Source organism: Syntrophorhabdus sp. (assembly GCA_012719415.1).
GTDB lineage: Bacteria > Desulfobacterota > Syntrophorhabdia > Syntrophorhabdales > Syntrophorhabdaceae > Delta-02.
The window spans coordinates 107,714-131,403 of the sequence record JAAYAK010000204.1 but is presented as its reverse complement, the minus strand read 5'-3'; the positions used below and the strand labels follow the sequence as shown (position 1 = coordinate 131,403).

Below are 23,690 nucleotides of genomic sequence, written 5' to 3'. Positions count from 1 at the left end.
CTTTGGAACGATTTTTTTCTGTATTTTAACCAAGGCTTGTTAATGAATTCACGTATTATTTTCGACAGATTAAACGTCCTTTGTCAAGAAATATCGTTACGCGACGCTACCTGAGGCCAGGAAATCAACGATGCTCCTGCACCCTTCCAATCCTTCCCTGATATTTTCAAGGGATATCCTCTCGTCCCTGGCGTGCATTCTCATGTGTTCTGCCTTTGTGAGGGTGACAGGGAAGAACCCGTACGCGGGAACGCCGATGTCCCTGAAGTACCTGAGGTCCGTGGCGCCCGTCGTTATAAAGGGAAGAACGGGAATATGCCCCTTCAGAGCAGTGACGCAACCCTTTATTCCCTGGAAATAGACGGTGCTGTACCGTGACGGACCGGGTTCGCTGATCTTCTCTCCGATGCGCTCTATGACGACATTCTTTCCCGCGAGCTGGCGCACCTTCCTGAAGAACCTTTCATGCGTCTCCGCGGGAAGGAGCCTGGCGTCGAAGGTCGCCGAGGACTCGGCCGGAATGACGTTGACCTTTTCGCCTCCCCTCAGTATGGTGAGCGTCACCGTGTTCCGGAGGATCGCGTTGTAGATCTCATTGCCCTCGAAGAGGCTTCTCCATTTCGGTATCTTGAGGGCCCTGGTGAGACCGGGGAATTTTGCCCTCCCCATCTTCCTTTCCCCGAGTATACCTTTGAGATAGGCCGCTGTTATGGGCGTCGCCCTGAGGGGCCACCTGTGGGAGAGTATCCGGTGCGAAGCCTCGATGACCTTTTCATTGGCGTTGTCTCCGTGAGGCATGGAGCCATGCCCCCCGGTGCCTTTTGCTTTCACGATGAACTGGCTCAGCTTCTTCTCCGTTACCGACACCTGGGCGTGAACACGACCGTCGTCCTCCTCTATGAGGCAGCCGCCTTCGCTGAGGACAAAGGACGCGTCCTTGAGCTCCGGTATCCTGTCGAGCATGAATTCCATGCCGTTTGCGCCGCCCACTTCCTCGTCGCAGGTGGCAAGGAAGATAATGTCCCTCTCGGGAACGACCCCGCTGTGCGCCAGATCCATAAAAGCGAGGAGTTGACATATGACCTGCGCCTTCATGTCGATCGCTCCCCTGCCGTAGAGATAGCCGTCCTTGACCTCGCCGCCGAAGGGGTGGACCGTCCATTCCTCCTCCCTGGCGGGCACGACATCGGTGTGGCCGAGGAGAATGATGGGTCCTCCCGTCCTCCTGCCCTTTATCCGGGAAATGATGTTCGCCCGTGTCGGGGCGGCCGAATGTATTTCGGAATCCAGCCCTTCCCGCCTCAGGATGTCCTCGAGAAAGTGCGCTGCCGCTTCCTCTCTTCCGGGCGGGTTTGTCGTGTCTATGCGCAGGAATCCCCTGATGAGTGATAGCGCTTCATCGAAAGTCTTCATAGTATATTCTGTTCTTCCCTTCTGCTTTTGCCCGATAGAGGTTGTCGTCGGCCTCCTTGATGAGGTCCTTTTCCAGTCGTCCCGGCGTGTAGGAGGCCAGCCCCGCGCTCACCGTGACATGGATCCGGTCATCACCGTCATCGATGACAGCGCCGGCAACGGCAACGCGCAAGCGCTCGGCGACCAGACGCGCTTTGTCGATGTCCGTTTCGGGAAGGATGACAAGAAACTCCTCTCCGCCGTACCTGCCCAGCCTGTCGATGTTCCTCAGGTTGTCCTTCATGGTCCGCGTGATGCCCTTCAGGACCTGGTCTCCTGCCAGGTGTCCGTACCGGTCATTGATGAGCTTGAAGTCGTCCACATCGAAGAGGATGACCGAAAAGGGGGAGTCGTAGCGTTTCGCCCGTTCGATCTCGGCCCCGAGCTCTCCCACGATGCAGGCATGGTTGAAAACGCCTGTCAACCCATCATGCCGGGAGAGGGTCCTGATCTCTTCGAAAAGGCTTATCTTCTCCAGGGTGAGGGCTATGTGGGAACAGAAACGGGTGAATATCGACGTCTCCTCTTCGTTGAAAGGCTCCTGCCTGTATAGCGCGGCATACCCGTAAAGACGTTTTGCGGCCCTGAGCTCCGAGACCACCGACGCGGTGCCGGGAGAGATCTGTCCGGGCACCCGGTTTCCCCAGCCTGCAAGCGCGGAGACCATTGACCGCCGGAGTTCCGGATCGCCGCCGGTCTCGGGGAAGATGTGTATATCGGCCTCCTGCCCGCCCACGAGCATGGTACCGAAAAACTGGAAATCGAGGAAACTTCCGAGCAGCGTGTGCGCGTTTCTGAGCACGAACACGGGGTCCTCGGTCTCGCCTATCATGCGCTGGAGGTTCTTGAGGAACTCGAGTTCGAGGATGTTGATCTTTTCGCGGCGGAAGCGCTCTTCGACCTGTGCCGTCAGATCCTCCGTCCTGAGTACCTCCCTGTAATGGTCCATGCTGTTGTTCACGATGTGGTAGAGTTCCTCAAAGCTCTTGAAGGGTTTTGTGAGCAGCGCGTAGGCTCCGTTGCTCAGGGATTCAAGTCTTTCCCTTTCCTCCGCGTACCCCGTCATCATTATAACGGGTATACGGCGGTCGATCTTTTTTATTTCCTTGAGGATCTCTATTCCCGAGATGCCGGGGAGGACGATGTCGCACAGCACGGCGTGAGGCCTCTTGTCCCCGAGCTCCGCGCGAAGGTCGGGCATGCTCTGGTAGGTGAAGACCTCGAGTCCGAACTGCTGCAGGAATTCCTGCAGCACGGCAAGAAGCGTCACTTCATCATCAATGATGATCAGACGTTTTTCAGGTGACATTCTGAACCGGACCTTTCAGATCCGTCGATCCACCCTTCGACTCATGCATTGCGGGGCCCGTCAAACGGAAACGACCTCTTTCACCTCCGGGATCTCCTGTTTGAGCTGTTTCTCCACGCCCATCTTCAAGGTCATCATGCTCATGGGGCAGCTTCCGCACGCGCCCTGCAGCTTGACCTTCACGATGCCGTCAACCACATCGATAAGCTGGATATCTCCCCCGTCCCTCTGCAAAAGGGGCCTGATCTTCTCTAGCGCCTGCTGGACTTTCTCTTTCATGTCTTCTTCCTCCGTTGCCTGGCGCTGACCGGTGCCTCGACAGGCCGCGCCTCCTGTACGCTGACCTTTATCTCTCTCGCCTCCGGCCTCCGTGATTTGGGTACCGTGATGGTAAGAACACCCCCGTTGTATACGGCCGAGGCCTTTTCGCCAATGACGTCCGCCGGGAGCTGGATGCTCCTCAGGAAAGATCCATGAACCCTTTCGGAGCGGTAATAGTCCTCCTCGCGGAACTCCTCCTCCCGTTTCCGTTCACCCTCGACGGTCAGCTTGTCCTCGAGGATGGTGATCTTCACTTCCGCCGGGTCTATCGCCGGTATGTCCATGATAACAACGATTTCGCCTTTCCTCTCCACGACGTCAACGGCCGGAAGCCAGTCGGCCTCGCGAAGCGTGGGAAACCCGGCTTCGCCGAAGAATTCCTCGAACACCCGGTCCATCTCTTCCCTGAGAGAGGGAAACTTTGTTTCCCACATAGACTTCCACGGCGTCAAAGGCATCTGATACCTCCTGTTATGAACTTTCCCGGTCGGCGGTTTCTCTCTTCCAAAAGCTGACAATGCCTGACTGGTGGAAAATGAGCTCCACGAGTTCCCACCCCGAAGCTCCCATCTCATTGAGCAGACCGGAAAGATTGTCGAGCTGCTCGGCCCCCACATCGTGGACCTCGCACTCGCCCCCCGGCCTGCAGGCGTAGACGATATTGTTCTCCTCCTCTATATCCACGCCGCTTCGCTTGAGCTCTTCCATGGAGTAGATCCGGACGGTGTATTCGAATTTCTTCATGGGTCTACCTCCTGCTCCGTGTCCTTTGCTCTATTATAGTAAACCATTGTGTGATATTTTTAAAGTGTCATGACCGATTTTCCGTCTTACGTGAGGCTGCACGAGGAGGGCGTGCTGGGCGACAGGTTGGAGCAGATACTCGGCCTTGCGTCACCTTGCATGCTTTGCCCCAGGCAGTGTATGGTCGACAGAACGACCGGTGACAGGGGTTACTGCCAGGCCCCGTACGGCCTTTACGTTTCCTCCGCCTCACCGCATTTCGGAGAGGAGGGGCCTCTCGTCGGAACGGGCGGTTCCGGGACGATATTCATGACGCACTGCAATCTCAGGTGCGTCTTCTGCCAGAACCACGACATCAGCATCCGGGGAGAAGGTGTCAGCTGTTCGGCTGCCGCCCTCGCCGACGTCATGACGGACCTCCAGCGAAAAGGTTGTCATAACATAAACCTTGTCACCCCCACGCACTACGTCCACCAGATCGTCAGGGCCCTCCCCTCGGCCATAGAGAAGGGTCTCACCATCCCCCTCGTCTACAACAGCGGAGGATACGACTCTCCGGAGGTTCTTCGGTTCCTTGACGGCATCTTCGACATCTACATGCCCGACATCAAATTCCTTGATACCGCCCTCGCTGCCCGGTACTGCCATGCGGAAGATTACCCCTCCGTGGTGTGGAAAGCGGTAAAGGAGATGCACCGGCAGGTGGGCGATCTTGTCGTCGATGAGAGGGGAATTGCACGGCGCGGGCTCATAATCAGGCATCTCGTCATGCCGGGAGCGGCAGCGGACACGCGAAAGGTGCTGGAGCGGATAGGCGCCGAGCTTTCTCCCGATTCCTACGTCAACATCATGGCCCAGTACTATCCCTGTCACCGGGCTTCCGAATTTCCCGAGATATCACGGAGAATCTCCATGGAGGAATTCGAAGACGCGGTCCGTTACGGGCGGTCGATAGGTCTCACTCGGGCTTCCCGGCATTGAACCTCCGGCCCAGGACGGCATCGGCCCTGACGATCTCCTGCGGGTCCTTGCCTGTTATCTCCCAGGAGCAGGTTCCCTTTCCGTCCCTGCGGAGCTTTATCCTGATGTCGCCCCTCAAGCTCTTTCTTATCTCTTCCAGTTCCTTCCCGTAGCGCGCGTCCGCCGCCGCCTGAGGCTTCGGCGCGCGTCCGGGCTCCGTCTGCCCGCTGCATCCGCAGAGGGCTCCGCATGCGACGACCGCAAAAACCACGGTCTTTCCGATGATATTCATCCTTCCACTCCTCGAGAACGGTTCCTTGCGGTCCCTGGGACCAGTGAGATATTACTTCCTTCCGCGTATTATGGTCCCGTCCCCCGGCGGGAACATATTTTTGGGTTTTGAAATGAATGCCTGATGGTGTATCCTCTTCACGGAGGCTCTTTGATGACAGTATCCGCGCGATTCTCGGTGACTCCCGAGAAGGAGAGATCCCTCAGGGAGAGGATGGAACGGTTGGGCATAGAAGAGAGGGACATCGTGGAGAAGTTCGTGCGGTCCCGGGGCCACGGCGGCCAGAACGTGAACAAGACCTCGACGTGCGTCTATCTGAAGCACGTGCCGTCGGGGATCGAGGTCAAGTGCCAGCAGGAGCGCTCCCAGGCCCTGAACCGGTTCCTCGCGAGACGCATCCTTGCTGATAAGATCGAAGGGATCGCCCTGGGCAGTGAGAGCAGGGAGCAGCAGCTGCGCGAAAAGATACGGCGTCAGAAAAGGAGACGCTCGAGAAGGGCCAAGGAAAAGGTCCTACACCTCAAACATCTTACGGGAGAAAAGAAAAAGGCCCGTTCCTTCCGGCCCGATCGTTCCGACTATCCCGGCGACAACTGACAGCCCGCCCGGTTAAAGTTTGTCCCACCCCTGCCGATAAACAATGTACGTCATGAGCCTGAATGCCGCCTCGAAAGAGAAACCCGTCCAGAACTTCCTCACATCTCTCATAGAAGCGTACCCGGACGCATCCATGCGGGATATCGCGGTATTGTTCACCGATGTCGTGGGCTCCACGACATTCTTCAAGACCCATGGCGACATCCGCGGCAGGGAGATGCTGAGGACCCATCATCACATGGCCATGTCCATAGTCGAGGAATACGGAGGGTCGCTCATAAAGGAAGTGGGCGACTCGGTCCTCGTTTATTTTCCCGACCCCCTGGAAGCACTCAAGGCCGCCATGAAGATGCAGCAAAGATTCCTCCTCCACAACCGGGAGAGCAGCCCCCAGGATGAGATCCACGTGAGGATCGGCCTGCACCACGGAAAGGTCATAGTCGAGGAAAAGGACATCTACGGCGATGTCGTCAATGTCGCCGCCAAACTGACGAACCTTGCCGGCGGAGACCAGATATTCGTCTCCCACGAGGTGTATGAATCGATGAGGGGCGAGCCTCCGGTGCAGTTTGAACGCATCGATTTCTGGAACATGAAGAACGTTCCCGACGGCCTCAGCATATACAAGGTGATATGGGAGGTTGCCCAGGTCCCCGCCCCGTCGAGGAGGGTCATCATGGTCCTCGTCCCCGACCCCCTCCATCCGGAGATCAGTGGGATAGTCGATGCAGCCGACCTGTGCCGCGGCGAGAAGGACGATCCCCCTGAAGACGAATGCGTTTCGATTAATAGGTCGCAGGGCGATAAGCCCGTCTTCACATACGCCACGGCGCCAGCCGCCATCGAGGCATCGAAAAGGGTGCTATCCCGGCTCGCTGAAAGGGGCGGGACCCCGCAGGATGCCCTCCTGCCCGTAAAGATCTTCATTACCGGGGTCTCCGCCAGGGAGGAAGAGGAGATCCTGGCAAACGGCCCGGGCACCGACCTTGACCCCCTGCCCTACGGCGCGATCTACGTATCGCCAGAGGTGCATCAGCACATGCGAAGCCGATATCGTGCGCATGCAGGGCCCGCCGTCACCTTTGAACCTGTGGGCCGCCTCTTCAGGATATCGGCCTCCGAGCAGGTCCCTCCCGCGGCCGTCCCGTCGCGGGCCGAAGGCACCCCCGCCCCGTCCCAGGGTGTCCACCCCCCCTGTTTCTATTGCGGGGGCACACACCACAAGGTCAACAAGTGCCCATCACGGGACCTGACGGATGCCGGCAGGTCGATCCAGCACCTCGGATACCTTCCCATGCAGACGATCGAGGCGCATGGTGTCTCCCTCGAGAGATCGCTCGCGGATATGCGCGTGGTCCCCGGCCCTTCATCGGCGGGCGGCGCCCTCGAGGGAGGGGAACTGGCGGCGCTGGCATTCTTTGACATTCGGTGGGTCTATCAGCTCCGTTTCCTGCGCGTCCTCTGGAACAATAACGCGGAATCCTGGGATTCGGTCCGGAATGCCATGACGGAGAACGAGGGTGGTTTTGCCTGGCTGGCGCAGGACTCGCTCCGCGTTTCCAACTACGATAAAGCCAGGTCCTTTCTCACACTCGCCCTCGAGAGGAAACCTCAGGATTACAAGGCCCGCTGTGTAGCGGGGCTTCTCAATATGGAGCTTGGAGACGCTCCGGCGGCGATCGCGGACTTCAGGAAGGCGTTGGAGTCGGCGGGGACGAACGTCCATAAGATCTACGCTTCCCTCATTCTAGCGAGGCTGTACAAGCTGTCAGGGGACACCGTGAGGTTCAGGCACATGCTCGGCGAGATAGGCCGCCTTACCGGCGGCTGCGTCGAAGCCGCCTACGAAGAGATCCTTTTCAAGCTTGAGGAGAAGGATGAAAAAGGGGCCATGAAGAAACTCGTGAAGCTCGTCAGGGACGACCCCGGCTTCTTCGTGACCGTCCTTATCGATCCCGAGCTCGCGCCTTACAGGAACACCATCTACGCGCACCTGACAGAACTCATGGCAGAAGCGAAAAACGACGCCATCTCCCACCTTGAGGACGCCAGGAAGGAGCTCAACCGCTGCCGCCCCCTCCTGCCTCTGTCGGCATTGAAGACCATCGAGCCCGCCCTGCAGGAGATCGAGATGTCGATACACTCGGAAAGTTACCTGGGTTGTCTCGACGTGCCCCGCCGGTGCGGTTCGATCAGAGTGATGTGCAAGAACGCCATCGAAGAGCAGTCCCGGACGATAACCGGGACGATGAAGGACCTGCGTGCTCGGCTTAACAATGCCGACGCCTTCCTGAAGACCTATCGGTACTCCTGCCTGTCGGAGAAGCACCGGGGACGCCTGGTCTATTTGAGGCGGTCCATGGAACGTATAGGCGACGTGCGTTATTTCGAGTCTTCGGTGGAGTTCGAGAGTTGCCACCAGATGTGCCGGGAGATATCGGACGAGCTCACCTCCATCGAGAAAAGGCTGGAGTTCCTGGACCTTTCCGCCAATCTCATCCAAATGTGCCTCAAGTTCCTCAAGTATTCCTCCATTCTCTTCTCCATCGTCTTCTTTTTCGGGATATTCATATTTCCCCTCCTTTCCGAAGAGGTCAACACCGTGCTCTCACGGATGGATATCTCGGTCTTTTCCAGCGTCTGGTCGCTCCAGAAGGCATTCCTCATCTTCGGCGGCATCACGAGCCTCGTCGCGGCCTTCCTCATGACCATCAGGCAGGTCCTTACCGGCGACAAATAACCTTCCATACACTTCAACATCCTGTGCCCCGGATGACGTTTCTTCTTGAGCCCGCGACTCGGAACCCGCGACTCGGAACATTTTCTTGTGCACATTGCCCTTTACTCCCCCCTGCAACACTTGCTATACTACTGCCCGATGGATGACTTGAGTCTGAACGAACTTGCCGAACTGCTCCTTGCCGCATTGTACGAGGAAATGCAGAACCTGAAGCACACGAATTACTTCCTTTCTGTCGACGACATAACGGCCAGCCTGGGTGTCGAGGACCGCGAGCGCGTTGTCGAGGCGTGCCATCTGCTCGAGGAGAAGAGCTACGTTCTCCTGACCTACGACCACCTGACATCTCTGAGCGCCTTCATCACCCCCGTCGGAGAAAACTTTGTGCGCGAGGGAGGAGAAACGGGGATCATCACCGAATACCAGCGATACAGAGCGGCCGCTGGTGCCGGCGCGCCAAATCCCGACGACCCGGGTGCCGGGTTTCAACCGCCTCTCGCGTCGTCTTTTCAGCCCCCTCCCTCATCCGTGCCCTCCCCGCCGACACCTGCCCCCTCTGAGCAGAGCGCCGCGCCGCTCTCCGGCGAGGTCGCCAGTCATATCATCGCCAGTATGGAACTCATCATCCGCAACGATCCGTCGCTGTCGGAAAGCGCGAAAAATGACCTTGTCATAGATCTGAGGACGCTGGAGCTTCAGATGTCGAGAGGCTCCATCGGGAGGTCCGTGGTGGATGCCGTCACGGCGGAGCTCAGAGGCGTGCCCGCGCTCATCCCCCTTATCGACTTCCTGCTGACAATGAAGGGAGTTGGTTGACCCACCCCCCCATTAAGCGGCAGACGGGGCGGACCTGTCGGACATTCCTGATTGACATCCCTTTGTCTTGTGCTGTATCATCATTGAAAAAATTATGTTTTCCGGGACGACAGCATCTCAGAAGATACTCATAATCGATGACGACCGATCGGTGCGGCTGGTTCTGGCCACCCTGCTCAGGAAGAACGGTTTCGTGCCTCTCGAGGCCTCCGGCGGTCAGGAGGGGATCTCTTCCCTGAGGAGCGAACACCCCCGGTGCGTCCTTCTCGACCTCAAGATGCCGGGTATGGACGGTATAGAAACACTTCACGCTCTCAAGAAGATAGACCAGTTCGTTCCGGTGATCATCATAACCGGCTACGCTGACATCCCAACGGCCGTGCAAACGATCAAACTTGGCGCCTACGATTTTCTCACCAAGCCTCCCCAGGTCGATAAATTGATCCTGACGATCAAGCGCGCCATCGAAGCCTATTCGCTCCAGGAGGCTCTCAATCTGCTCGATGACACGATGCTGGGTTCCCTGGAGTCCCTTTTCGGCAGAAGCGATGCCATGAAGAGCGTCATCCACCATATACGCCAGGTGTCCAGGACGGATTTCTCCGTTATCATCCAGGGAGACACAGGGACGGGAAAATCCGTGGTGGCCCAGACCATACACGATCTGAGCAAGAGAGCCAGGAACCCCTTCCAGTCCGTCGATGTCGGAGTGATACCGGAGAATCTCATAGAAAGCGAGCTCTTCGGCCATGAGAAGGGAGCATTTACGGGAGCGGACAGGAAAAAGACGGGTTTCTTTGAGATAGCCCACAAGGGAACCATCTTTATCGACGAACTGGAGAACACACCTCCCCTCCTCCAGAACAAGCTTCTCAGGGCCGTCGAGGAGAAGAGGATCTACCCGATCGGCAGCACGAAGCCCGTTGATATCGATGTCCGGATCATAGCGGCATCCAATGCGGACATCAAGGATGCGGTCAGGGAGAAGAGATTCCGCGAGGACCTGTTCTTCCGGCTAAGCGAGTACATGATCACCATGCCGCGCCTCCGTGACCGGCCCTCCGACATACCTTTCCTCGCCATGAAGCTCATGACCGCAGCCTCCAACGAACTCGAGAAGCAGATGCGGGAACTGACACCCGAAGCCGCGGAGCTCCTCATGACCTATCCATGGCCCGGCAATATCCGGGAGTTGAAGAACGTCATCCGCAGGGCGGTGCTCACCTGTCGTGACGGTGTTATCAGGCCCGAGGACATCGAGTTCATAGTCGGAGAGACGGTATCCCGCCAGGACAATGGCACTTTCCTCATGCCTCTGAAGCAGGTCGCCCTCCAGGCCACGCGCGAGGCGGAAACTGAGGTGATCAAGCGGGCGCTCACGATCACCGGCGGCAACAAATCCCGTGCCGCAAGGCTCCTCGAGATTGACTACAAGACCCTCCTCACGAAGGTGAAGGACTACAGAATATCCTAGAAACGGTTCAAGAGTTCAAAGGTTCCAGCAACTGTGTTGAATGTCAATTGATTTCTTTTTCATGAACGGGCCTCCGCCCATGTCGTTTTGTTCTTCATCATGGTATTGAGGATGGTCAGAAGTTTCCTCATGCAGGCGGTGATGGCAAGCTTTCGCGCCTTCCCTGCCTTGAGGAGTCTTTGATAGAATGCCCTGATGACGGGATTGAACCTGATAGCCGAGAGCATGCCCATGTAAAGTACCGACCTGATATGTGACCTGCCTCCCCAGATGGTCCTTCTTCCCCGGTATTTGCCGCTGTCCCGGTTGAAGGGGGCAACCCCGACAAGGGCTGCGATCTCCTTCCGGTTCAGCGTTCCCAGTTCGGGAAGCGCTGCAACAAGGGTGCAGGAGATGACGGGGCCGATGCCGGGCGTGCTCGTCAGGATCGTTTCCTTTTCCTTCCACAGGGGGCTCTTCCTGATGGTCCGCGAGATGTCCCTGTCGACCTTCTTCAGGGCCTCGGTGAGGTAGTATATGTGGTTCCGGATATCCTTGCTCCCGAAATGGGGTGATTTCTCGAGACGGTTCTTCTCCATGGTTATCATCTGGACGAGCTGTCGTCTGCGGGCAACGAGCGCACGGAGCATCTCGGCCTCCTTCGTGGGGAGCGGCCTCACCTCGGGCTTGACGGCCCCGGCGAACTGCGCGAGGACCTCCGCGTCAATGCTGTCGGTCTTTGCAAGACGGCCCGTTGCCTTTGCAAAATCCCTCACCTGCCGGGGATTAACGGCCACGACCGGAAGCTGGTTGTCTGCGAGGACCCGCACCACTCCCATCTCGTACCCTCCCGTCGCCTCAATGACGATCCGGCCGGGCTTAAGGGGAAGGATGAAGGCAGCGACAGCCTCCTGGCCTTCCTCGTCATTGGTGAACCTCCCCCGCGTCCCGTCCGGTATGACCGCCACGTCACAATACTCCTTCGATACGTCGATCCCGATGAAAACGTCGTCCATTATATGGCCCCCTTTTCCCTTATCCCGACCTTGTGCAATGCGGGATCTCCTGTGAGTCCCTGGCAACTGTCCGGGCTTGTACGGAGATGGCGTGGCGACCCGAGCTGGAACACGGGATAGGGTCCCCTGGTCTAAACGGCCTGCCACGCCGGTAACCTTACTTTCATTCTTCTTATCATGGACGGCCTGTGATATTCCATGGGGAGTAACATACAAGGGTCAAAAAACAGAAAGAAGATTCGTTTGCATGCACCAGCCAGGATTGTGTTGACGACCAGCCTCTTTCCAGGGTCTTTCCCCTTGAACTCTTGAACCATTCGTTTATGTGACTTTTAGTATGGAATTGATTCCATAATTATGGTGCCGATTCCACAATGCCAGGTGTCTGTATCTGTGCCTCCCCAATGATATCAATGTATTACGCATTGGCACAGGTATTGCTATATGGAATGTCATGGTTGATCCTTATGCCACATGTGATCTAATGATGACCTCCACCGGCGAAGCTTCTTGCGCGCAGGGATCGGGAGACATCCCCGTTTCCCATTTCAAACTCGCCATTAGCAACGGAAGACAGGTAGATCATGCCCCCCAATACATCTACTTGACTTTCCCCCTGCCACAGAAGCTTCGCCACCCCCCAATAGACCTCAGTACGACCGGTTATATGCATGCGGCGATTCAAGAGGAGGATGTTTACGGCGCGAGCATCCTTGATGAGACAACCAACATCCTCCTCTCCCTTTCTGCATGACCGCCCCGGCAAAGAGAAGCAAAACGGTCATCCTGCGCAAGGACCGCGTCGAGGAGAGCCTTGAGGCGTCGCGACGCCCGTCGGCCCGCGTCCTCATAGCGGCCGACGATGGCTCGATCTTGCATTTCCTTGAATCAGCCATCGGGAGTTGGGGTTATGAGACCATGGTCGTTTTCAACGACAGGGAGCTTCTGTACCGCATGGAACGGGAAGAGCGCCCCGCTCTCGTCATCCTTGACGGTTCCATGCAGGGCGTGGACAGTCTGGTCCTGTGCAGGCGTATTCGTCTGTCTCCCGACATGACGCGGCCCTATATCATCCTTCTTGTACCGGATGTGACCGACAGACAGTCGTTTCCGGACCCCGCATGGGGACCCGACGATCTCCTTCCGAACCCCTGCACGAGAACTGAGCTGCACGCCCATGTCAGGACGGGCATGCGCGTAATAGACCTCGAGACCAGGGTGTCACGGCTCGTCACCGATCTCGCGCGCGCGGCGAACAGGATCGAAAGGCTCAGCGGGCTCCTTCCCATATGCTCCCATTGCAAGAAGATACGCGATGACTCGGGATACTGGAACGAATTGGAGAAATACATCAGCGATCATTCCGACGCCGAGTTCAGCCACGCCATTTGCCCCAGTTGCCTTGCCAAGTACTACCCGGATGTGAAGGATGAATGCCTGTAAGGTGCTGAAGAACAAGGATACGGTCCACGGCACCATATCCGCGGAACTCCTCGGGGAAACGGCCCTAGCCCTCATCAATGCCACCGATGAGCTGGTGGTCCTCGCCGGCGGGAACGGCAACATCATAGCGCTCAACAAAAAGTTCGCCGCCCGGTACGAGACGGGGGGCGAGTCGCTCGTCGGTTCCTGCGTCTATGACGTTCTCACCGGTGACCTTGCGGGAAAAACAAGGGATGTGGCCCTCAAGGTCCTCAAGGATGGAAAGACCGCCAAATTCGAGGCAAAGACCGATGGTTCATGGATGGAAGTGGAGATCTATCCCATACCGGACAGTCAGGAGAACATCGGGAAGGTCGCCATATTCATGCGGGACGTCACCAGGGAGCGCCGGTACGAGGAGGCCCTTCGGGAAAGCGAAAAGAAGTACCGCCAGATCGTCAACACAGCGAGTGAGGGCATTTGCGTGGCCGACGAGGAGTTCAGGATCACCTTCGTCAATGCTCAGGCCCTGAAGATGTTCGGTTATTCCGAGGAAGAGATGCTCGGGAAGTCCCTCGACGACTTCATAGCGGAAGAGGACCTGGAGGACCAGTCCGAGAAGAAGCAGCGCAGACAGGAAGGGATATCGGACCAGTACGAACGCCGCTTCAGAAGAAAGGACGGGCAATCCCTCTGGGTCAACATCTCCGCCAGCCCCATCCTGAACAGGAAGAACCGCTTTGTGGGATGCATATCCCTTTTTACGGATATCACGACACGCAAGCAGATGGAGAACGAGCTTCTCAATTTCAGGAAGCTCGAGTCCGTGGGCATTCTTGCCGGGGGTATCGCACACGATTTCAACAACCTCCTCATGTCCATGCTGGGATATATCTCCCTCGCCAGGATGTACCTGTCCGAGAGCGAATCAAAGGCCCGGGACAAGCTCACCGAGGCCGAAAGGACCATAGACAGGGCAAAGGAACTGACCACACAGCTCCTCACGTTCTCGAAAGGCGGAAGCCCCCTGAAGAAGACGCTCCATCTGCAGCCCATCGTTCGCGAGGTCTCCCGGATCTCCCTGTCCGGTTCACGAATAAAGTGCAAATACAGCTTTCAGGACAATGTGTGGCCTGTCAAGGCAGATGAGACGCAGATCCGGCAGGTCATTCATCAGCTCGTCCGGAACTCCCGGGAGGCCATGCCGGAGCACGGCGGCTCGGTGTTCATCTCCGTCCGGAACAGGACGCTTCAGGCCGAACCGGGAACGTTCCTGCCAGGCGGGGACTATGTCGAGCTCTCCATCTCGGACACGGGCAACGGGATCGCGAAGGAGCATCTCTCACACATCTTCGATCCCTATTTCACCACGAAGGATTTCGGTCCACAGAAAGGAATGGGTCTCGGCCTCGCCGTCTGCTACTCCGTCGTAAAGAAACATGGCGGCCAGATAGAGGTGGAGTCGGAGGCCGGTGAGGGGGCGACGTTCAACGTGTACCTCCCGGCGCACAGGACCGATCCGGTGAAGGAGGAGCCCGACCGGGCCGGGGCCGAACCCGCGAGTGAGTCCTCTCTCAAGGTGCTCATTGCCGACGATGAGCAATCCATCCTTCAAACGACGACGATGCTGCTCACCCACCTCGGCCATGACGTCACGGGCGTGGGCGACGGGAGGCAGGCCATCGATCTTTACCGCAGCTCGAAGGAGGCAGGTTTTCCCTTCGATGTGGTGATCCTCGACCTTATCTCCCCCAGCGGTCCTGACGGTGTCCAGATACTCCAGGAACTTCTCGGTATCGATCCCGGTGTTTCGGCCATCCTCTCAAGCGGCTACCCGAACGATCCCCAGATAGTCAACTACAAGGAGCACGGCTTCAAGGGTGTTCTCGTAAAACCATACAGGATAGAAGATCTGAATTTGGCCCTGAAACTGGCCAGAGGATAGAGAAGACGGGTAATGGGTGATAGGTAATGGGTGATAGGGAGAGATTGCTTTCTCCCATCACCTATGACCCATTACCTATCACCTGTCCTCTCTCTTTCTACCCGCTCTCTCTCATCACGATACCGGCTATGTGGCCGAGGGGAGCTACCGTCTTGACCGCGCCCACCTTGATGGCCTCCTTGGGCATCCCGAAAACGACGCATGTCGCTTCGTCCTGGGCCACCGTGTAAGCGCCGGCATCCTTCATTTCGAGCATCCCCTTGGCTCCGTCGTCACCCATCCCTGTCATGATGACGCCAACGGCGTTCTTCCCGGCATAGCGCGCCGCCGACCGGAACAGGACATCGACGGAAGGCCTGTGACGCGATACCAGCGGCCCGTCCTTCACCTCGACATAGTACCTGGCGCCGCTTCTCTTGAGGAGGGTGTGCTTGTTGCCCGGAGCGATGAGGACCCGTCCCCGGACCACAGTGTCGTCGTTCCGGGCTTCCTTGACGGAAACCCGGCAAATGCCATCGAGCCGCTTGGCAAAGGCGGCCGTGAAGTGTTCCGGCATGTGCTGGACGATGACCATTCCCGGAGCGTCAAGAGGAAGGGCCTCCAAAAACGACTTGAGCGCCTCCGTTCCGCCTGTCGACGCACCCACGACGACGACACGCTCCGTTGTCTGGATCATGGCGCGGGAGTTGGGCTTCTCGATAACGGCATCAGCGGTGAGCTTCGGTTCCACCTTTATGAAACCGTTGTTCTTCTTCGCGCGCCCGAGGCGTGCCTCGGCTGCCGCCTTCACCGTATCGCAGATGATCACCTTCGATTCCTCGAGGTATTGTTTCACACCCATCCGGGGCTTCTCTATGATGTCCACCGCCCCATACTCCAGCGCCTTCATGGCCGTCTCGGAATTCTTTTCCGTGAGGCTCGAGCACATGACAACAGGGATGGGCCTCTGGGACATGATCTTGTGAAGGAAGGTGATGCCGTCCATCCGCGGCATTTCCACATCGAGCGTGATGACATCAGGGACGACACGTCTCATGATGTCCGCGGCAACAAAGGGGTCCCTGGCGGAGCCGACCACCTGCAGCGCTCCGTCGGATTGGAAAACCTCTTCAAGCACCTGTCTCACCACTGCTGAATCGTCAACGATCAGGACTTTGATCTTCTCTGCCATCATGCCTCCGCTTACGCCCTGTTCATGCTGTTTTTCTAATGGTGGCTATTGTGCCGGTCTTCCTGTACACCGTCGGCGCTACCTGTTCGAGGGGAAGGTCCATGCCGAAGAGCGTCTCGGAATGGCCCATGAAGATGTACCCATCAGGCTTCAGACACCGGCAGAACTTATTGAGAAGCCTTTCCTGAACGATCTTGTCGAAATAGATGATCACATTCCTGCAGAAGATGATGTCTATCTTTTCCCGGAAGCCGAAATCGCCATCCATGAAATTGAGCCTCCTGAAGGAGACCCGGGACCGTATCTCGGGGGCTATCCTGAAGAGCCCCGCCTCGGGGTTCCTGCTCTTTAACAGAAACTTCTTCTTGATCGCCACCGGTATGGGAGCCACCTTGTCATCCTCGTAGACGGCTTTCTGGCCTTTCTCCAGAACACGCCGGGAAATATCGGTCGCGACCACGTGAAAAGGCAGGCGCTCCGCGCCCGCTGTATCCGCGAAGTCCTGCACCACCATGGCGATGGTGTAGGGCTCTTCGCCACTCGAACAGCCTGCGCTCCAGATGGTCAGCCTGTTCGAGACGGTGAATCCCCCGCCCCTGAGGAGCGTGGGCAGGACCCTCGAGGTGAGGTAGTTGAAGTGAGCGGGTTCGCGGAAGAAATCCGTCTTGTTCGTCGTCACCTCGTCGATCATGCTCGTGAGCTCGCCGCCTCGCCCCTCGTCGCTGAACAGGTACTTGCAATACTCGTCGAACGATCTCATCCCCAGCTTGCGCAGCCTCTTCTGAAGTCTTCCCTCGAGCATGACCTTCTTGACGGGGGTGATCTTGATCCCCACCTGGTCGCGAATGAAGACGGTCAGTTCCTCGAAGAGCCTGTTCGACAGCCTGATGGAGCCGTAGTCGGCGTTCCGGCTTCGCGAATCCTCAGGGAGCGCCATCACCCTTACCTCCTATCCCAGGACTTTCTTCACGACCGCCAGGAGCTGGTCCGGCTTGAAAGGTTTCACTATCCAACCAGTGGCGCCGGCGCTCTTGCCTTCCTGCTTCTTGCTGTCCTGCGATTCCGTCGTCAGCATGATGATCGGTATGAACTTGTACTCGGCCTTGTTTCGAACTTCCTTGATGAGTCCTATCCCGTCAAGGTTCGGCATGTTGAGGTCGGTCACGATCATATGGATCCCCGAGCCGCCCAGCTTCGACAGTGCGTCCTGTCCGTCGCTTGCCTCAACCGTCTCATACCCCGCGTTCTTGAGGGTGAAACTGACCATCTGGCGGACGCTTACAGAATCATCGACAGTCATGATACGTTTCGTCACCGCACTCCTCCTTGTGGATCAAAATGCATGTATAGATTCACGGTGTTCATCATCAAAAGAGCTCCACGTTGTCACCAAGATCATCGTCGCAGGCACCACCCTCTTCCGGGGCCGGGGGCGTTACGTCTCCCCTATCCCTTCCCGTAAAGGGAATAACATTCGATGCCACGCTCTGGTGTATGATCCTCTCCCTCTGCATCGTGTAATTGCTGGCGATGTACTCCAGGGAAAGGCCGCGGGCCTTCTCGAGTTCCTCATGGGACACGGCGCGTCTTGCCGCGGCGATGACCTCATCGAAGAGCGCCGAGAGGCCCGACACCTCACGTCTGAGGTCTTTGTGGACGGAGATGCTCTCGATCGTTTCCTCGATGAGGCCGGACAGGCTTCTGCTGCCCCCCTCTATCTCCTTCACCAGACCGACGACCCCGTCGTTCATGCCCTTGAGCTCGTTGAGCAGCCCCGACAGTTCGCCGATAATGCTGCCGCTGTCAGAGCCGCCGTCGCCGGTCCCCTCTCGCACGGCGGCCTGAAGTCCCTCTGTGGCCGTCACGACCTCCCTGAGGAGCTCGGATATGGTCGTTTTCTGTGACGCGGCATCTATGGAAAGGTGCCATATCGCCTCCGCTATGACCCCGAGCGGTGCGCCCTCAACCCCGGTGTGCGCGGACTTGACGCGGGCATTGACGGCGATGAGCTCTATCTCCTCGCCTATCTCTTCTATATCGTCCACGAGGCCGGAGATCGTCGACACGGCGGAAGACAGCTCTCCCATGGCATCGACGAATTCATCTTCCGCGCGTCCCGTGTCCTCGAGCTTGCTGATGACGGCCGTGGTTCCCGATTCGATATTGGACAGAAAGGTGCTCGCGATGAGGTCGGTTCCACCGGTGATCTTCTGGATGTCTTCCAGTATCCTGAAAACATTCTTCACGACACCCCGGAGGTTCTCGACTATGGCATCGACGGCATGGACAAATTTGGTCTGGGCGTCGGAAAGCTGGGCCTTCTGCAGCTCGCAGGCGATCGCGGCCTCCGCCACGAGCTCGGGAGCGACAGGCCCGACGTCGGGTCCGCCACGGCCCTCTCCCTGTGATGACGCTCGGAGTTTGCCTTCCATAGAGGTCAGGACGTCCCTGATATGCTCCACCTGTTGACGGGTAATATCGTGGAACTGCATGGACATGACGACCTCTCCGACCTGCTTCGATGTCGCGTTGAATCGGTTCAGCACGGAATCGGCGGCACTGAACGAGAGGTCCTGCCTGCTCTCGAGCAGCGCGATGCTCGATCGTATGTTGCCGAGCACCTCGCTTATGTAGCCCCTGCTCTTCTCGTTGATCGTTACGATCCTGGCGAGAGTTGCCTCGGTCAGGGACATGAGGGAGCGCCGGTGACTCTCGATCCCCGCCGACTTGTCGCGGATGAGTGCCGAAAGCTGGTCCACATCGCCCGCGAGATTGACGAAGTCGCTCTCCATCTTCTTCAGCTGGGCGCTCTCTATCTTCGTGGATATGGAGAGTATCTTCAGCGTTTTCACGATCTTGCGAAAATTGGCAAGAGGGTTGCCGACGTGGGAGACCGCGGAGAGAACGTCGTTAAGAGCGGACATGCCTGCCGCGAACCTGGTGTCGGAGCCCCCGATGTGCCTGTCCATCCTCTCGAGTATCTCGTGAAAGCGGCCTATGGTATCTTTCATGGCGGAGCTGTCGAGCATGCTCACCAGTGATGAGGCCTGACGCGATATCTTCTCGACCTCCACGTACACTTCATTGAGGCGGGAACCTATGAAAAGGAACTGTTCCTCCGTGCCTGGTATCAGCCGGCCCACCCGGGCCGCCAGTCCTTCGATCCCACTTCTGATGTCATCCATATATCCCGACCTTTCCTCGCTTCATCGGTTCGTTCCTTCGAGGGTAAACCTCTGACGCTTCCATACTTGTAGATTGTCGCTGTTCCGGGGGATAACTTAAGGAGGCAAAACCGGTTCCAGGGTTCAAAAGTTCAAGAGTTCAAGGGGGAAAAGACCGCTTGGAACCACCAGGTGCCGGGGCAAGAGAACAGGGTTCAGGAGGGGTCCTTACCATCTCCTGAACCCTGCGGGTTGTCTCTTCCTGCTGCCTGTCCCGTCCCTTTATTCGAAAGAAAAGTCCAGGAACATTACTTCCTGGGTGCCGTTGCCTACGGAGAAATTGAAGGGCAACTGGACTATGGGCAGGGTGGTGATGAAATTGAGCTCGATCTCCTTGCCCACAATGACCATCGGGATGGCCGCCTTGAGGTTGATGCCGGCCTTTTCGAATTCCTTCCGTGCCTGCCCCGATATTATGTTCGTGATCTCGCCGATGGCATCGACCACATCTGAATTGATGGCCGTCGATTCGTCTCCTATGAGGGTCTTGTATATAAAAAGAGCCCCCTTGTCCTGGAAGCTTATCGTGATCGTACCCTTCCTGTCCCCCACGAGACCCATTATGCCCGTTACCTCGCCCGAGGTCGTACGACTCGTCTTGATCACCGGTTTGCTCAACGTTACCTCAATGCCCAGCATCGTCCTGAATACCGACTGTGCCGCCATAATGAAAGGGTTTATGTACTTTACATCCATGCCTGCCTCCGGCGCTGTATTATTTACCGACCTTGGCTTTCGCCTTGTCTATCGCTTCCCTGAGCTTCTCTGGGGTGAAGGGCTTCACGATGTAGTTGTCCACACCCGATTTGATCGCCTCCATTATGTTGTCCTTCTGGGCCTCCGCGGTCACCATGATAAAGGGGATCTTCTTAATGTTGTCGTCGCCCTTGCATGCCTTCAGGAACTCGATACCCGTCATCTCCGGCATTATCCAGTCGCTGATGATGAGGTCGACCTCTTCCCCGCCGAGAACGGTGAGGGCGTGCTTGCCGTTCTCGGCTTCGAGCACATTTTCGATATTTATCTGCTTCAGAACATTCTTGATGATCTTCCTCATCGTCGCGAAATCGTCAACAACGAGCACTTTCATTGATAACCTCCGTTGCTTGTTGGGTTTGGCTCCATTCTAAACTAATTATAGTTATCGTGCAAAGCGGAATTAACTTAATGTAACATCCGTCACTCAGTTCAAAAGAAAACGACTTTCAAGGCGAATCCCGTTGTCATCGGACGGCCAAATCCTGTAATATTTGGAATACGGCGAATGATCGAAACGCACCGCTCACGCGAGGATTGATAAAATGACAGAACAGGACTTCTTGACGACCCTTGAGAACTACGGGCAGCATCACATCCTTGAACACTACCGTGCTCTCACGCCCCACCAAAGGGGTGTATTCCTCGAGGCCAGCCGCGGCCTCGACATCCGCCTTGTCATGAAGCTCCACAGACAATTCGATCAAGCCGAGTGCGCCAGCCCCGTCCCCACCGGCATCAGACCCCCCCGTGTTGTCTGCGTACCCCGGACCTCCCGCGAGCAGAACGGCGCCCTCCGGGCGCGGTCGATTGGGGAATCATTGCTGCAACGCCAGAAAGTGGCGGTTCTCGTCGTGGCCGGCGGGCAGGGTTCGCGCCTCGGTTTTGACGGCCCCAAGGGAACTTTTCCGCTCTCGCCGGTCAAAAGGAAGACTCTCTTCCAGCTTTTTGCCGAACAGGTCCGATATCTTTCGGTGCGTTTTGGCGTGACCATACCCTTTCTGATCATGACAAGCACAGACAACCACGAGGACACGGTGCAATTCTTCCAGGCCAACCGTCATTTCGGTCTCGCCCCCGACTCGGTACACTTCTTTTCCCAGGGGGTCCTCCCGGCCGTCTCTCCCGACGGCAGGCTCATCCTCCGGGACAACGTCCATTTCTATACGAGCCCGAACGGCCACGGCGGTTCGTTGAAGGCGCTCTCTGACAGCGGTCTTCTGGCCAAACTCATAGCAGCGGGCTATGAAGATCTCTTCTACTGCCAGGTGGATAATCCCCTCGTCAGGATCGCCGACCCTGTGTTTCTCGGCCACCATTCATCGGAGGCCGCCCAGGTATCGACGAAGGTAGTGCGGCGCAGAAGCGTCGACGAGAAGGTCGGGGTCTACCTCGACGTCAATGGAAGACAGGCTGTCATCGAGTACAGCGACCTTGATGAGAGCCACATGCAGGCACTCGATGAAAAGGGCGAGATACTCTACTGGGCCGGGAACACGGCCATCCACATCTTTTCCCTTTCCTTCATCAGGGACCTGAACACGGATGGTTTTGCCCTGCCCTATCACTGCGCCAGGAAGTCAGCCTACGTCGTCTCCTCCGACTGGGAGCCGGCCAGTATCGATGTGTGGAAGTTCGAAACCTTCGTCTTCGACGCCATACCGCTGGCCGAACGGGCGTGTTGCATGGAGGTCGCCCGTGAGGAAGAATTCGCTCCCGTGAAGAACAAGGAAGGTCCCGATTCACCCGATACCGCCCGGCAGGCCCTCATCGAGCTCCACCGCGCCTGGCTCAAAAAGGCGGGCGTCGAGGTCCCGCCCGACGCGAAAGTGGAGGTCAGTCCGCTCTTCGCCTTCACCCCGGAAGAGGCGGCGGAAAAGCTGCGGACCAGAAAAGTGGTCGCATCACCGGAGATATATATAGAATAAAGGTTATGGGTGATGGGTGATGGAACAAGACCCCAACACTCCCACCTCCTCACAAGCTCCAACGGTTCCAACGATTCTAACGGCTCCAACGGTTCAAACCGTCTTTTCCCCCACCCTGTGCAGTTTGATAAAGTTCGTTCTGCTTTTCGTGGCTATCGGGTGGCCTGCCACGAGAACGATGACATCCCCTTCTTTCGCGAAACCCGCCTCCACCATGAACCTGTCCACCTCCCCGATCATCCTGTCAGTGCTTGCCAATTTCCTGACCTGGTAGGGGATCACGCCGCGATAGAGCTTCATCCGCCGCACCACGGAAGCGTCGGGCGAAAGCGCCACGACGGGCATGTCAGGTTTGAACTTCGAGATGAGCAGTGCCGTGAAACCGGTCATCGTGAAGGCTACGATGCATCGCGCTCCCGTGTCGTGTGCCGCGCGCGAAGCTGCCTCCGCGACAGCACCGGGAAAATCGAACAAAGAACCTTCCGGGTATGGAACGTAGAACCGTTCCCCCGTCTCCCTGATATGCTCTTCCGTGAAGGATATGATCCGGTCCATTACCTCCGCGGAATCGAATGGGTATTGCCCGGCCGACGTCTCGGCGGACAGCATGAGCCCGTCCGTGCCGTCGAGCACGGCATTGGCCACATCCGTCGTCTCCGCCCGGGTCGGACGGGAATGGCGCGTCATGGATTCGAGCATCTGAGTGGCGGTTATGACGATCTTCCTCGCCTCGTTGGCCTTGCGTATGAGCATCTTCTGGTAAATAGGGACCTCTTCGAGGGGCATCTCGACGCCGAGGTCTCCCCTGGCGACCATGACACCGTCCGCCTCGGAGAGTACCCCGTCGATGTCCCTTATCGCCTCTTCCTTCTCTATCTTGGCTATGAGGGGTACCGATACCCCGCGTGCGGCCATCCAGGTCTTGACCTCCCTCACGTCATCGGCACTCCTGACGAAAGAGAGGGCGACGTAGTCCACGCCCATGGATATACCGAACTCGAGGTCAGCCCTGTCCTTTTCGGTGAAGAAGGCGGCGCTCACCTTCATCCCGGGCAGGTTCACACCCTTGTGCTCCTTCAGCACCCCCCCTTCCACAACCGTTGCGGTGATGGAATCTCCCGAGGTACTCGCCACCTCGAGCTGTATCAGGCCGTCATCGAGAAGGATCCTGTCCCCGGGTCGGGCGTCATGTATGAGCCAGGGATAGTCGATGTAGACGCGCCGCCCGTCTCCTCTCTCGGAGCCCGCGCGTATCTCGACGGATTGACCCTTCACGAGGGCCGCTTTGCCCCCCTCAAGGGACCCTACCCTGATCTTGATGCCCTGCAGGTCCTGAAGGATGGCGACGGGCTTGCGGAGTTTCTTCTCCACTGCCCGTATCTTCCTGATGAGAGACCCGTGGGAGACGTGATCGCCATGGGAAAAGTTGAGGCGCGCAACATCCATACCTTTCTCCACGAGAGACTGAATAGCCCGTGCCGTCTGTGTCGGCGGCCCGAGCGTGCAAACTATCCTGGCTTTTCTCATAGTTCCCCCTTTTCCCG

Annotated in this window: 22 protein-coding genes; 8 read left to right on the top strand and 14 right to left on the bottom strand. The window is 57.5% G+C overall.

Features of this window, described 5'->3' with window-relative positions; translation table 11 throughout:
* Positions 1-96: 96 nt before the first annotated feature.
* From GXX82_12070 to GXX82_12050, 5 genes are read right to left on the bottom strand one after another with little or no spacing between them, the layout of a single operon-like run.
* Positions 97-1,413: a M20/M25/M40 family metallo-hydrolase gene (locus tag GXX82_12070; GenBank protein ID NLT23774.1), complete on the bottom strand. Its 1,317-nt coding sequence runs from the start codon at positions 1,411-1,413 to the stop codon at positions 97-99.
* The gene (locus tag GXX82_12065; protein NLT23773.1) at positions 1,397-2,761 is read right to left on the bottom strand and encodes a diguanylate cyclase; all 1,365 of its coding nucleotides are present in this window, start codon (positions 2,759-2,761) and stop codon (positions 1,397-1,399) included. Before GXX82_12065 ends, GXX82_12070 begins: the two co-directional genes overlap by 17 nt.
* 60 nt (positions 2,762-2,821) lie before the next feature.
* Positions 2,822-3,040 (bottom strand): NifU family protein, encoded by a 219-nt coding sequence (locus tag GXX82_12060; protein NLT23772.1) that lies wholly within the window; start codon positions 3,038-3,040, stop codon positions 2,822-2,824.
* A complete protein-coding gene (locus tag GXX82_12055; protein NLT23771.1) occupies positions 3,037-3,516 on the bottom strand; it encodes an Hsp20/alpha crystallin family protein in 480 nt (159 codons plus the stop codon). The genes GXX82_12060 and GXX82_12055 overlap by 4 nt, the downstream gene beginning before the upstream one ends.
* Positions 3,517-3,553: 37 nt before the next feature.
* Complete coding sequence (locus GXX82_12050) at positions 3,554-3,826, bottom strand: hypothetical protein (protein ID NLT23770.1); 273 nt, start codon at positions 3,824-3,826, stop codon at positions 3,554-3,556.
* Between the two features lie 69 nt (positions 3,827-3,895).
* Between GXX82_12050 and GXX82_12045 the strand changes: the two genes are divergently transcribed.
* Positions 3,896-4,807, top strand: a complete 912-nt coding sequence (locus GXX82_12045) for a radical SAM protein (protein NLT23769.1) — start codon at positions 3,896-3,898, stop codon at positions 4,805-4,807.
* Here GXX82_12045 and GXX82_12040 read toward each other — a convergent pair.
* Positions 4,785-5,078: a hypothetical protein gene (locus GXX82_12040; protein NLT23768.1), complete on the bottom strand. Its 294-nt coding sequence runs from the start codon at positions 5,076-5,078 to the stop codon at positions 4,785-4,787. The two genes, GXX82_12045 and GXX82_12040, sit on opposite strands and share 23 nt — an antisense overlap.
* A gap of 153 nt (positions 5,079-5,231) precedes the next feature.
* On the opposite strand from GXX82_12040, the gene GXX82_12035 reads away from it, so the two are divergent.
* The 4 genes from GXX82_12035 (at position 5,232) to GXX82_12020 (ending at position 10,705) form a co-directional block, all read left to right on the top strand.
* On the top strand, positions 5,232-5,675 hold the full coding sequence (locus tag GXX82_12035; protein NLT23767.1) for a peptide chain release factor-like protein: 444 nt from the start codon (positions 5,232-5,234) through the stop codon (positions 5,673-5,675).
* A 52-nt stretch (positions 5,676-5,727) separates the two neighbouring features.
* Entirely contained in the window at positions 5,728-8,415 is a 2,688-nt protein-coding gene (locus GXX82_12030) for a hypothetical protein (protein ID NLT23766.1), read from the top strand.
* 147 nt (positions 8,416-8,562) lie between these two features.
* Positions 8,563-9,231: a hypothetical protein gene (locus GXX82_12025; GenBank protein ID NLT23765.1), complete on the top strand. Its 669-nt coding sequence runs from the start codon at positions 8,563-8,565 to the stop codon at positions 9,229-9,231.
* 94 nt (positions 9,232-9,325) lie between these two features.
* On the top strand, positions 9,326-10,705 hold the full coding sequence (locus GXX82_12020) for a sigma-54-dependent Fis family transcriptional regulator (GenBank protein NLT23764.1): 1,380 nt from the start codon (positions 9,326-9,328) through the stop codon (positions 10,703-10,705).
* Positions 10,706-10,764: 59 nt separating this feature from the next.
* Here the strand turns inward: GXX82_12020 and GXX82_12015 are convergent, their stop codons facing one another.
* Positions 10,765-11,700, bottom strand: a complete 936-nt coding sequence (locus tag GXX82_12015) for an IS110 family transposase (protein ID NLT23763.1) — start codon at positions 11,698-11,700, stop codon at positions 10,765-10,767.
* A 750-nt stretch (positions 11,701-12,450) separates the two neighbouring features.
* On the opposite strand from GXX82_12015, the gene GXX82_12010 reads away from it, so the two are divergent.
* Positions 12,451-13,143, top strand: a complete 693-nt coding sequence (locus GXX82_12010; protein ID NLT23762.1) for a response regulator transcription factor — start codon at positions 12,451-12,453, stop codon at positions 13,141-13,143.
* The gene (locus tag GXX82_12005; protein ID NLT23761.1) at positions 13,130-15,067 is read left to right on the top strand and encodes a PAS domain S-box protein; all 1,938 of its coding nucleotides are present in this window, start codon (positions 13,130-13,132) and stop codon (positions 15,065-15,067) included. Before GXX82_12010 ends, GXX82_12005 begins: the two co-directional genes overlap by 14 nt.
* Positions 15,068-15,164: 97 nt before the next feature.
* Here GXX82_12005 and GXX82_12000 read toward each other — a convergent pair whose 3' ends face one another.
* From GXX82_12000 to GXX82_11975, 6 genes are all read right to left on the bottom strand, one after another.
* Positions 15,165-16,238 (bottom strand): chemotaxis response regulator protein-glutamate methylesterase, encoded by a 1,074-nt coding sequence (locus tag GXX82_12000; protein ID NLT23760.1) that lies wholly within the window; start codon positions 16,236-16,238, stop codon positions 15,165-15,167.
* Positions 16,239-16,260: 22 nt separating this feature from the next.
* On the bottom strand, positions 16,261-17,175 hold the full coding sequence (locus GXX82_11995) for a methyltransferase domain-containing protein (protein NLT23759.1): 915 nt from the start codon (positions 17,173-17,175) through the stop codon (positions 16,261-16,263).
* A 12-nt stretch (positions 17,176-17,187) separates the two neighbouring features.
* The gene (locus tag GXX82_11990) at positions 17,188-17,553 is read right to left on the bottom strand and encodes a response regulator (protein NLT23758.1); all 366 of its coding nucleotides are present in this window, start codon (positions 17,551-17,553) and stop codon (positions 17,188-17,190) included.
* Positions 17,554-17,605: 52 nt separating this feature from the next.
* The gene (locus GXX82_11985; GenBank protein NLT23757.1) at positions 17,606-19,423 is read right to left on the bottom strand and encodes a methyl-accepting chemotaxis protein; all 1,818 of its coding nucleotides are present in this window, start codon (positions 19,421-19,423) and stop codon (positions 17,606-17,608) included.
* A gap of 261 nt (positions 19,424-19,684) precedes the next feature.
* Positions 19,685-20,158: a chemotaxis protein CheX gene (locus tag GXX82_11980; protein NLT23756.1), complete on the bottom strand. Its 474-nt coding sequence runs from the start codon at positions 20,156-20,158 to the stop codon at positions 19,685-19,687.
* A gap of 19 nt (positions 20,159-20,177) precedes the next feature.
* Positions 20,178-20,552 (bottom strand): response regulator, encoded by a 375-nt coding sequence (locus GXX82_11975; protein ID NLT23755.1) that lies wholly within the window; start codon positions 20,550-20,552, stop codon positions 20,178-20,180.
* Positions 20,553-20,763: 211 nt separating this feature from the next.
* On the opposite strand from GXX82_11975, the gene GXX82_11970 reads away from it, so the two are divergent.
* Complete coding sequence (locus GXX82_11970; protein ID NLT23754.1) at positions 20,764-22,146, top strand: UDPGP type 1 family protein; 1,383 nt, start codon at positions 20,764-20,766, stop codon at positions 22,144-22,146.
* Positions 22,147-22,239: 93 nt separating this feature from the next.
* Here GXX82_11970 and pyk read toward each other — a convergent pair whose 3' ends face one another.
* Complete coding sequence (gene pyk / locus GXX82_11965) at positions 22,240-23,673, bottom strand: pyruvate kinase (protein ID NLT23753.1); 1,434 nt, start codon at positions 23,671-23,673, stop codon at positions 22,240-22,242.
* Between the last annotated feature and the right edge of the window lie 17 nt (positions 23,674-23,690).

Bases quoted from the DNA above. Each gene is read 5' to 3' on its own strand.
- GXX82_12020 (NLT23764.1), top strand. From the start codon at position 9,326: ATGTTTTCCGGGACGACAGCATCTCAGAAGATACTCATAATCGATGAC.
- GXX82_12030 (NLT23766.1), top strand. From the start codon at position 5,728: ATGAGCCTGAATGCCGCCTCGAAAGAGAAACCCGTCCAGAACTTCCTC.
- GXX82_12010 (NLT23762.1), top strand. From the start codon at position 12,451: ATGACCGCCCCGGCAAAGAGAAGCAAAACGGTCATCCTGCGCAAGGAC.
- GXX82_11975 (NLT23755.1), bottom strand. From the start codon at position 20,552: ATGAAAGTGCTCGTTGTTGACGATTTCGCGACGATGAGGAAGATCATC.
- GXX82_12015 (NLT23763.1), bottom strand. From the start codon at position 11,700: ATGGACGACGTTTTCATCGGGATCGACGTATCGAAGGAGTATTGTGAC.
- GXX82_12055 (NLT23771.1), bottom strand. From the start codon at position 3,516: ATGTGGGAAACAAAGTTTCCCTCTCTCAGGGAAGAGATGGACCGGGTG.
- GXX82_12000 (NLT23760.1), bottom strand. From the start codon at position 16,238: ATGGCAGAGAAGATCAAAGTCCTGATCGTTGACGATTCAGCAGTGGTG.
- GXX82_11985 (NLT23757.1), bottom strand. From the start codon at position 19,423: ATGGATGACATCAGAAGTGGGATCGAAGGACTGGCGGCCCGGGTGGGC.
- pyk (NLT23753.1), bottom strand. From the start codon at position 23,673: ATGAGAAAAGCCAGGATAGTTTGCACGCTCGGGCCGCCGACACAGACG.
- GXX82_12070 (NLT23774.1), bottom strand. From the start codon at position 1,413: ATGAAGACTTTCGATGAAGCGCTATCACTCATCAGGGGATTCCTGCGC.
- GXX82_11980 (NLT23756.1), bottom strand. From the start codon at position 20,158: ATGGATGTAAAGTACATAAACCCTTTCATTATGGCGGCACAGTCGGTA.
- GXX82_12065 (NLT23773.1), bottom strand. From the start codon at position 2,761: ATGTCACCTGAAAAACGTCTGATCATCATTGATGATGAAGTGACGCTT.
- GXX82_12050 (NLT23770.1), bottom strand. From the start codon at position 3,826: ATGAAGAAATTCGAATACACCGTCCGGATCTACTCCATGGAAGAGCTC.
- GXX82_12040 (NLT23768.1), bottom strand. From the start codon at position 5,078: ATGAATATCATCGGAAAGACCGTGGTTTTTGCGGTCGTCGCATGCGGA.
- GXX82_12060 (NLT23772.1), bottom strand. From the start codon at position 3,040: ATGAAAGAGAAAGTCCAGCAGGCGCTAGAGAAGATCAGGCCCCTTTTG.
- GXX82_12045 (NLT23769.1), top strand. From the start codon at position 3,896: ATGACCGATTTTCCGTCTTACGTGAGGCTGCACGAGGAGGGCGTGCTG.
- GXX82_12005 (NLT23761.1), top strand. From the start codon at position 13,130: ATGAATGCCTGTAAGGTGCTGAAGAACAAGGATACGGTCCACGGCACC.
- GXX82_11970 (NLT23754.1), top strand. From the start codon at position 20,764: ATGACAGAACAGGACTTCTTGACGACCCTTGAGAACTACGGGCAGCAT.
- GXX82_12035 (NLT23767.1), top strand. From the start codon at position 5,232: ATGACAGTATCCGCGCGATTCTCGGTGACTCCCGAGAAGGAGAGATCC.
- GXX82_11995 (NLT23759.1), bottom strand. From the start codon at position 17,175: ATGGCGCTCCCTGAGGATTCGCGAAGCCGGAACGCCGACTACGGCTCC.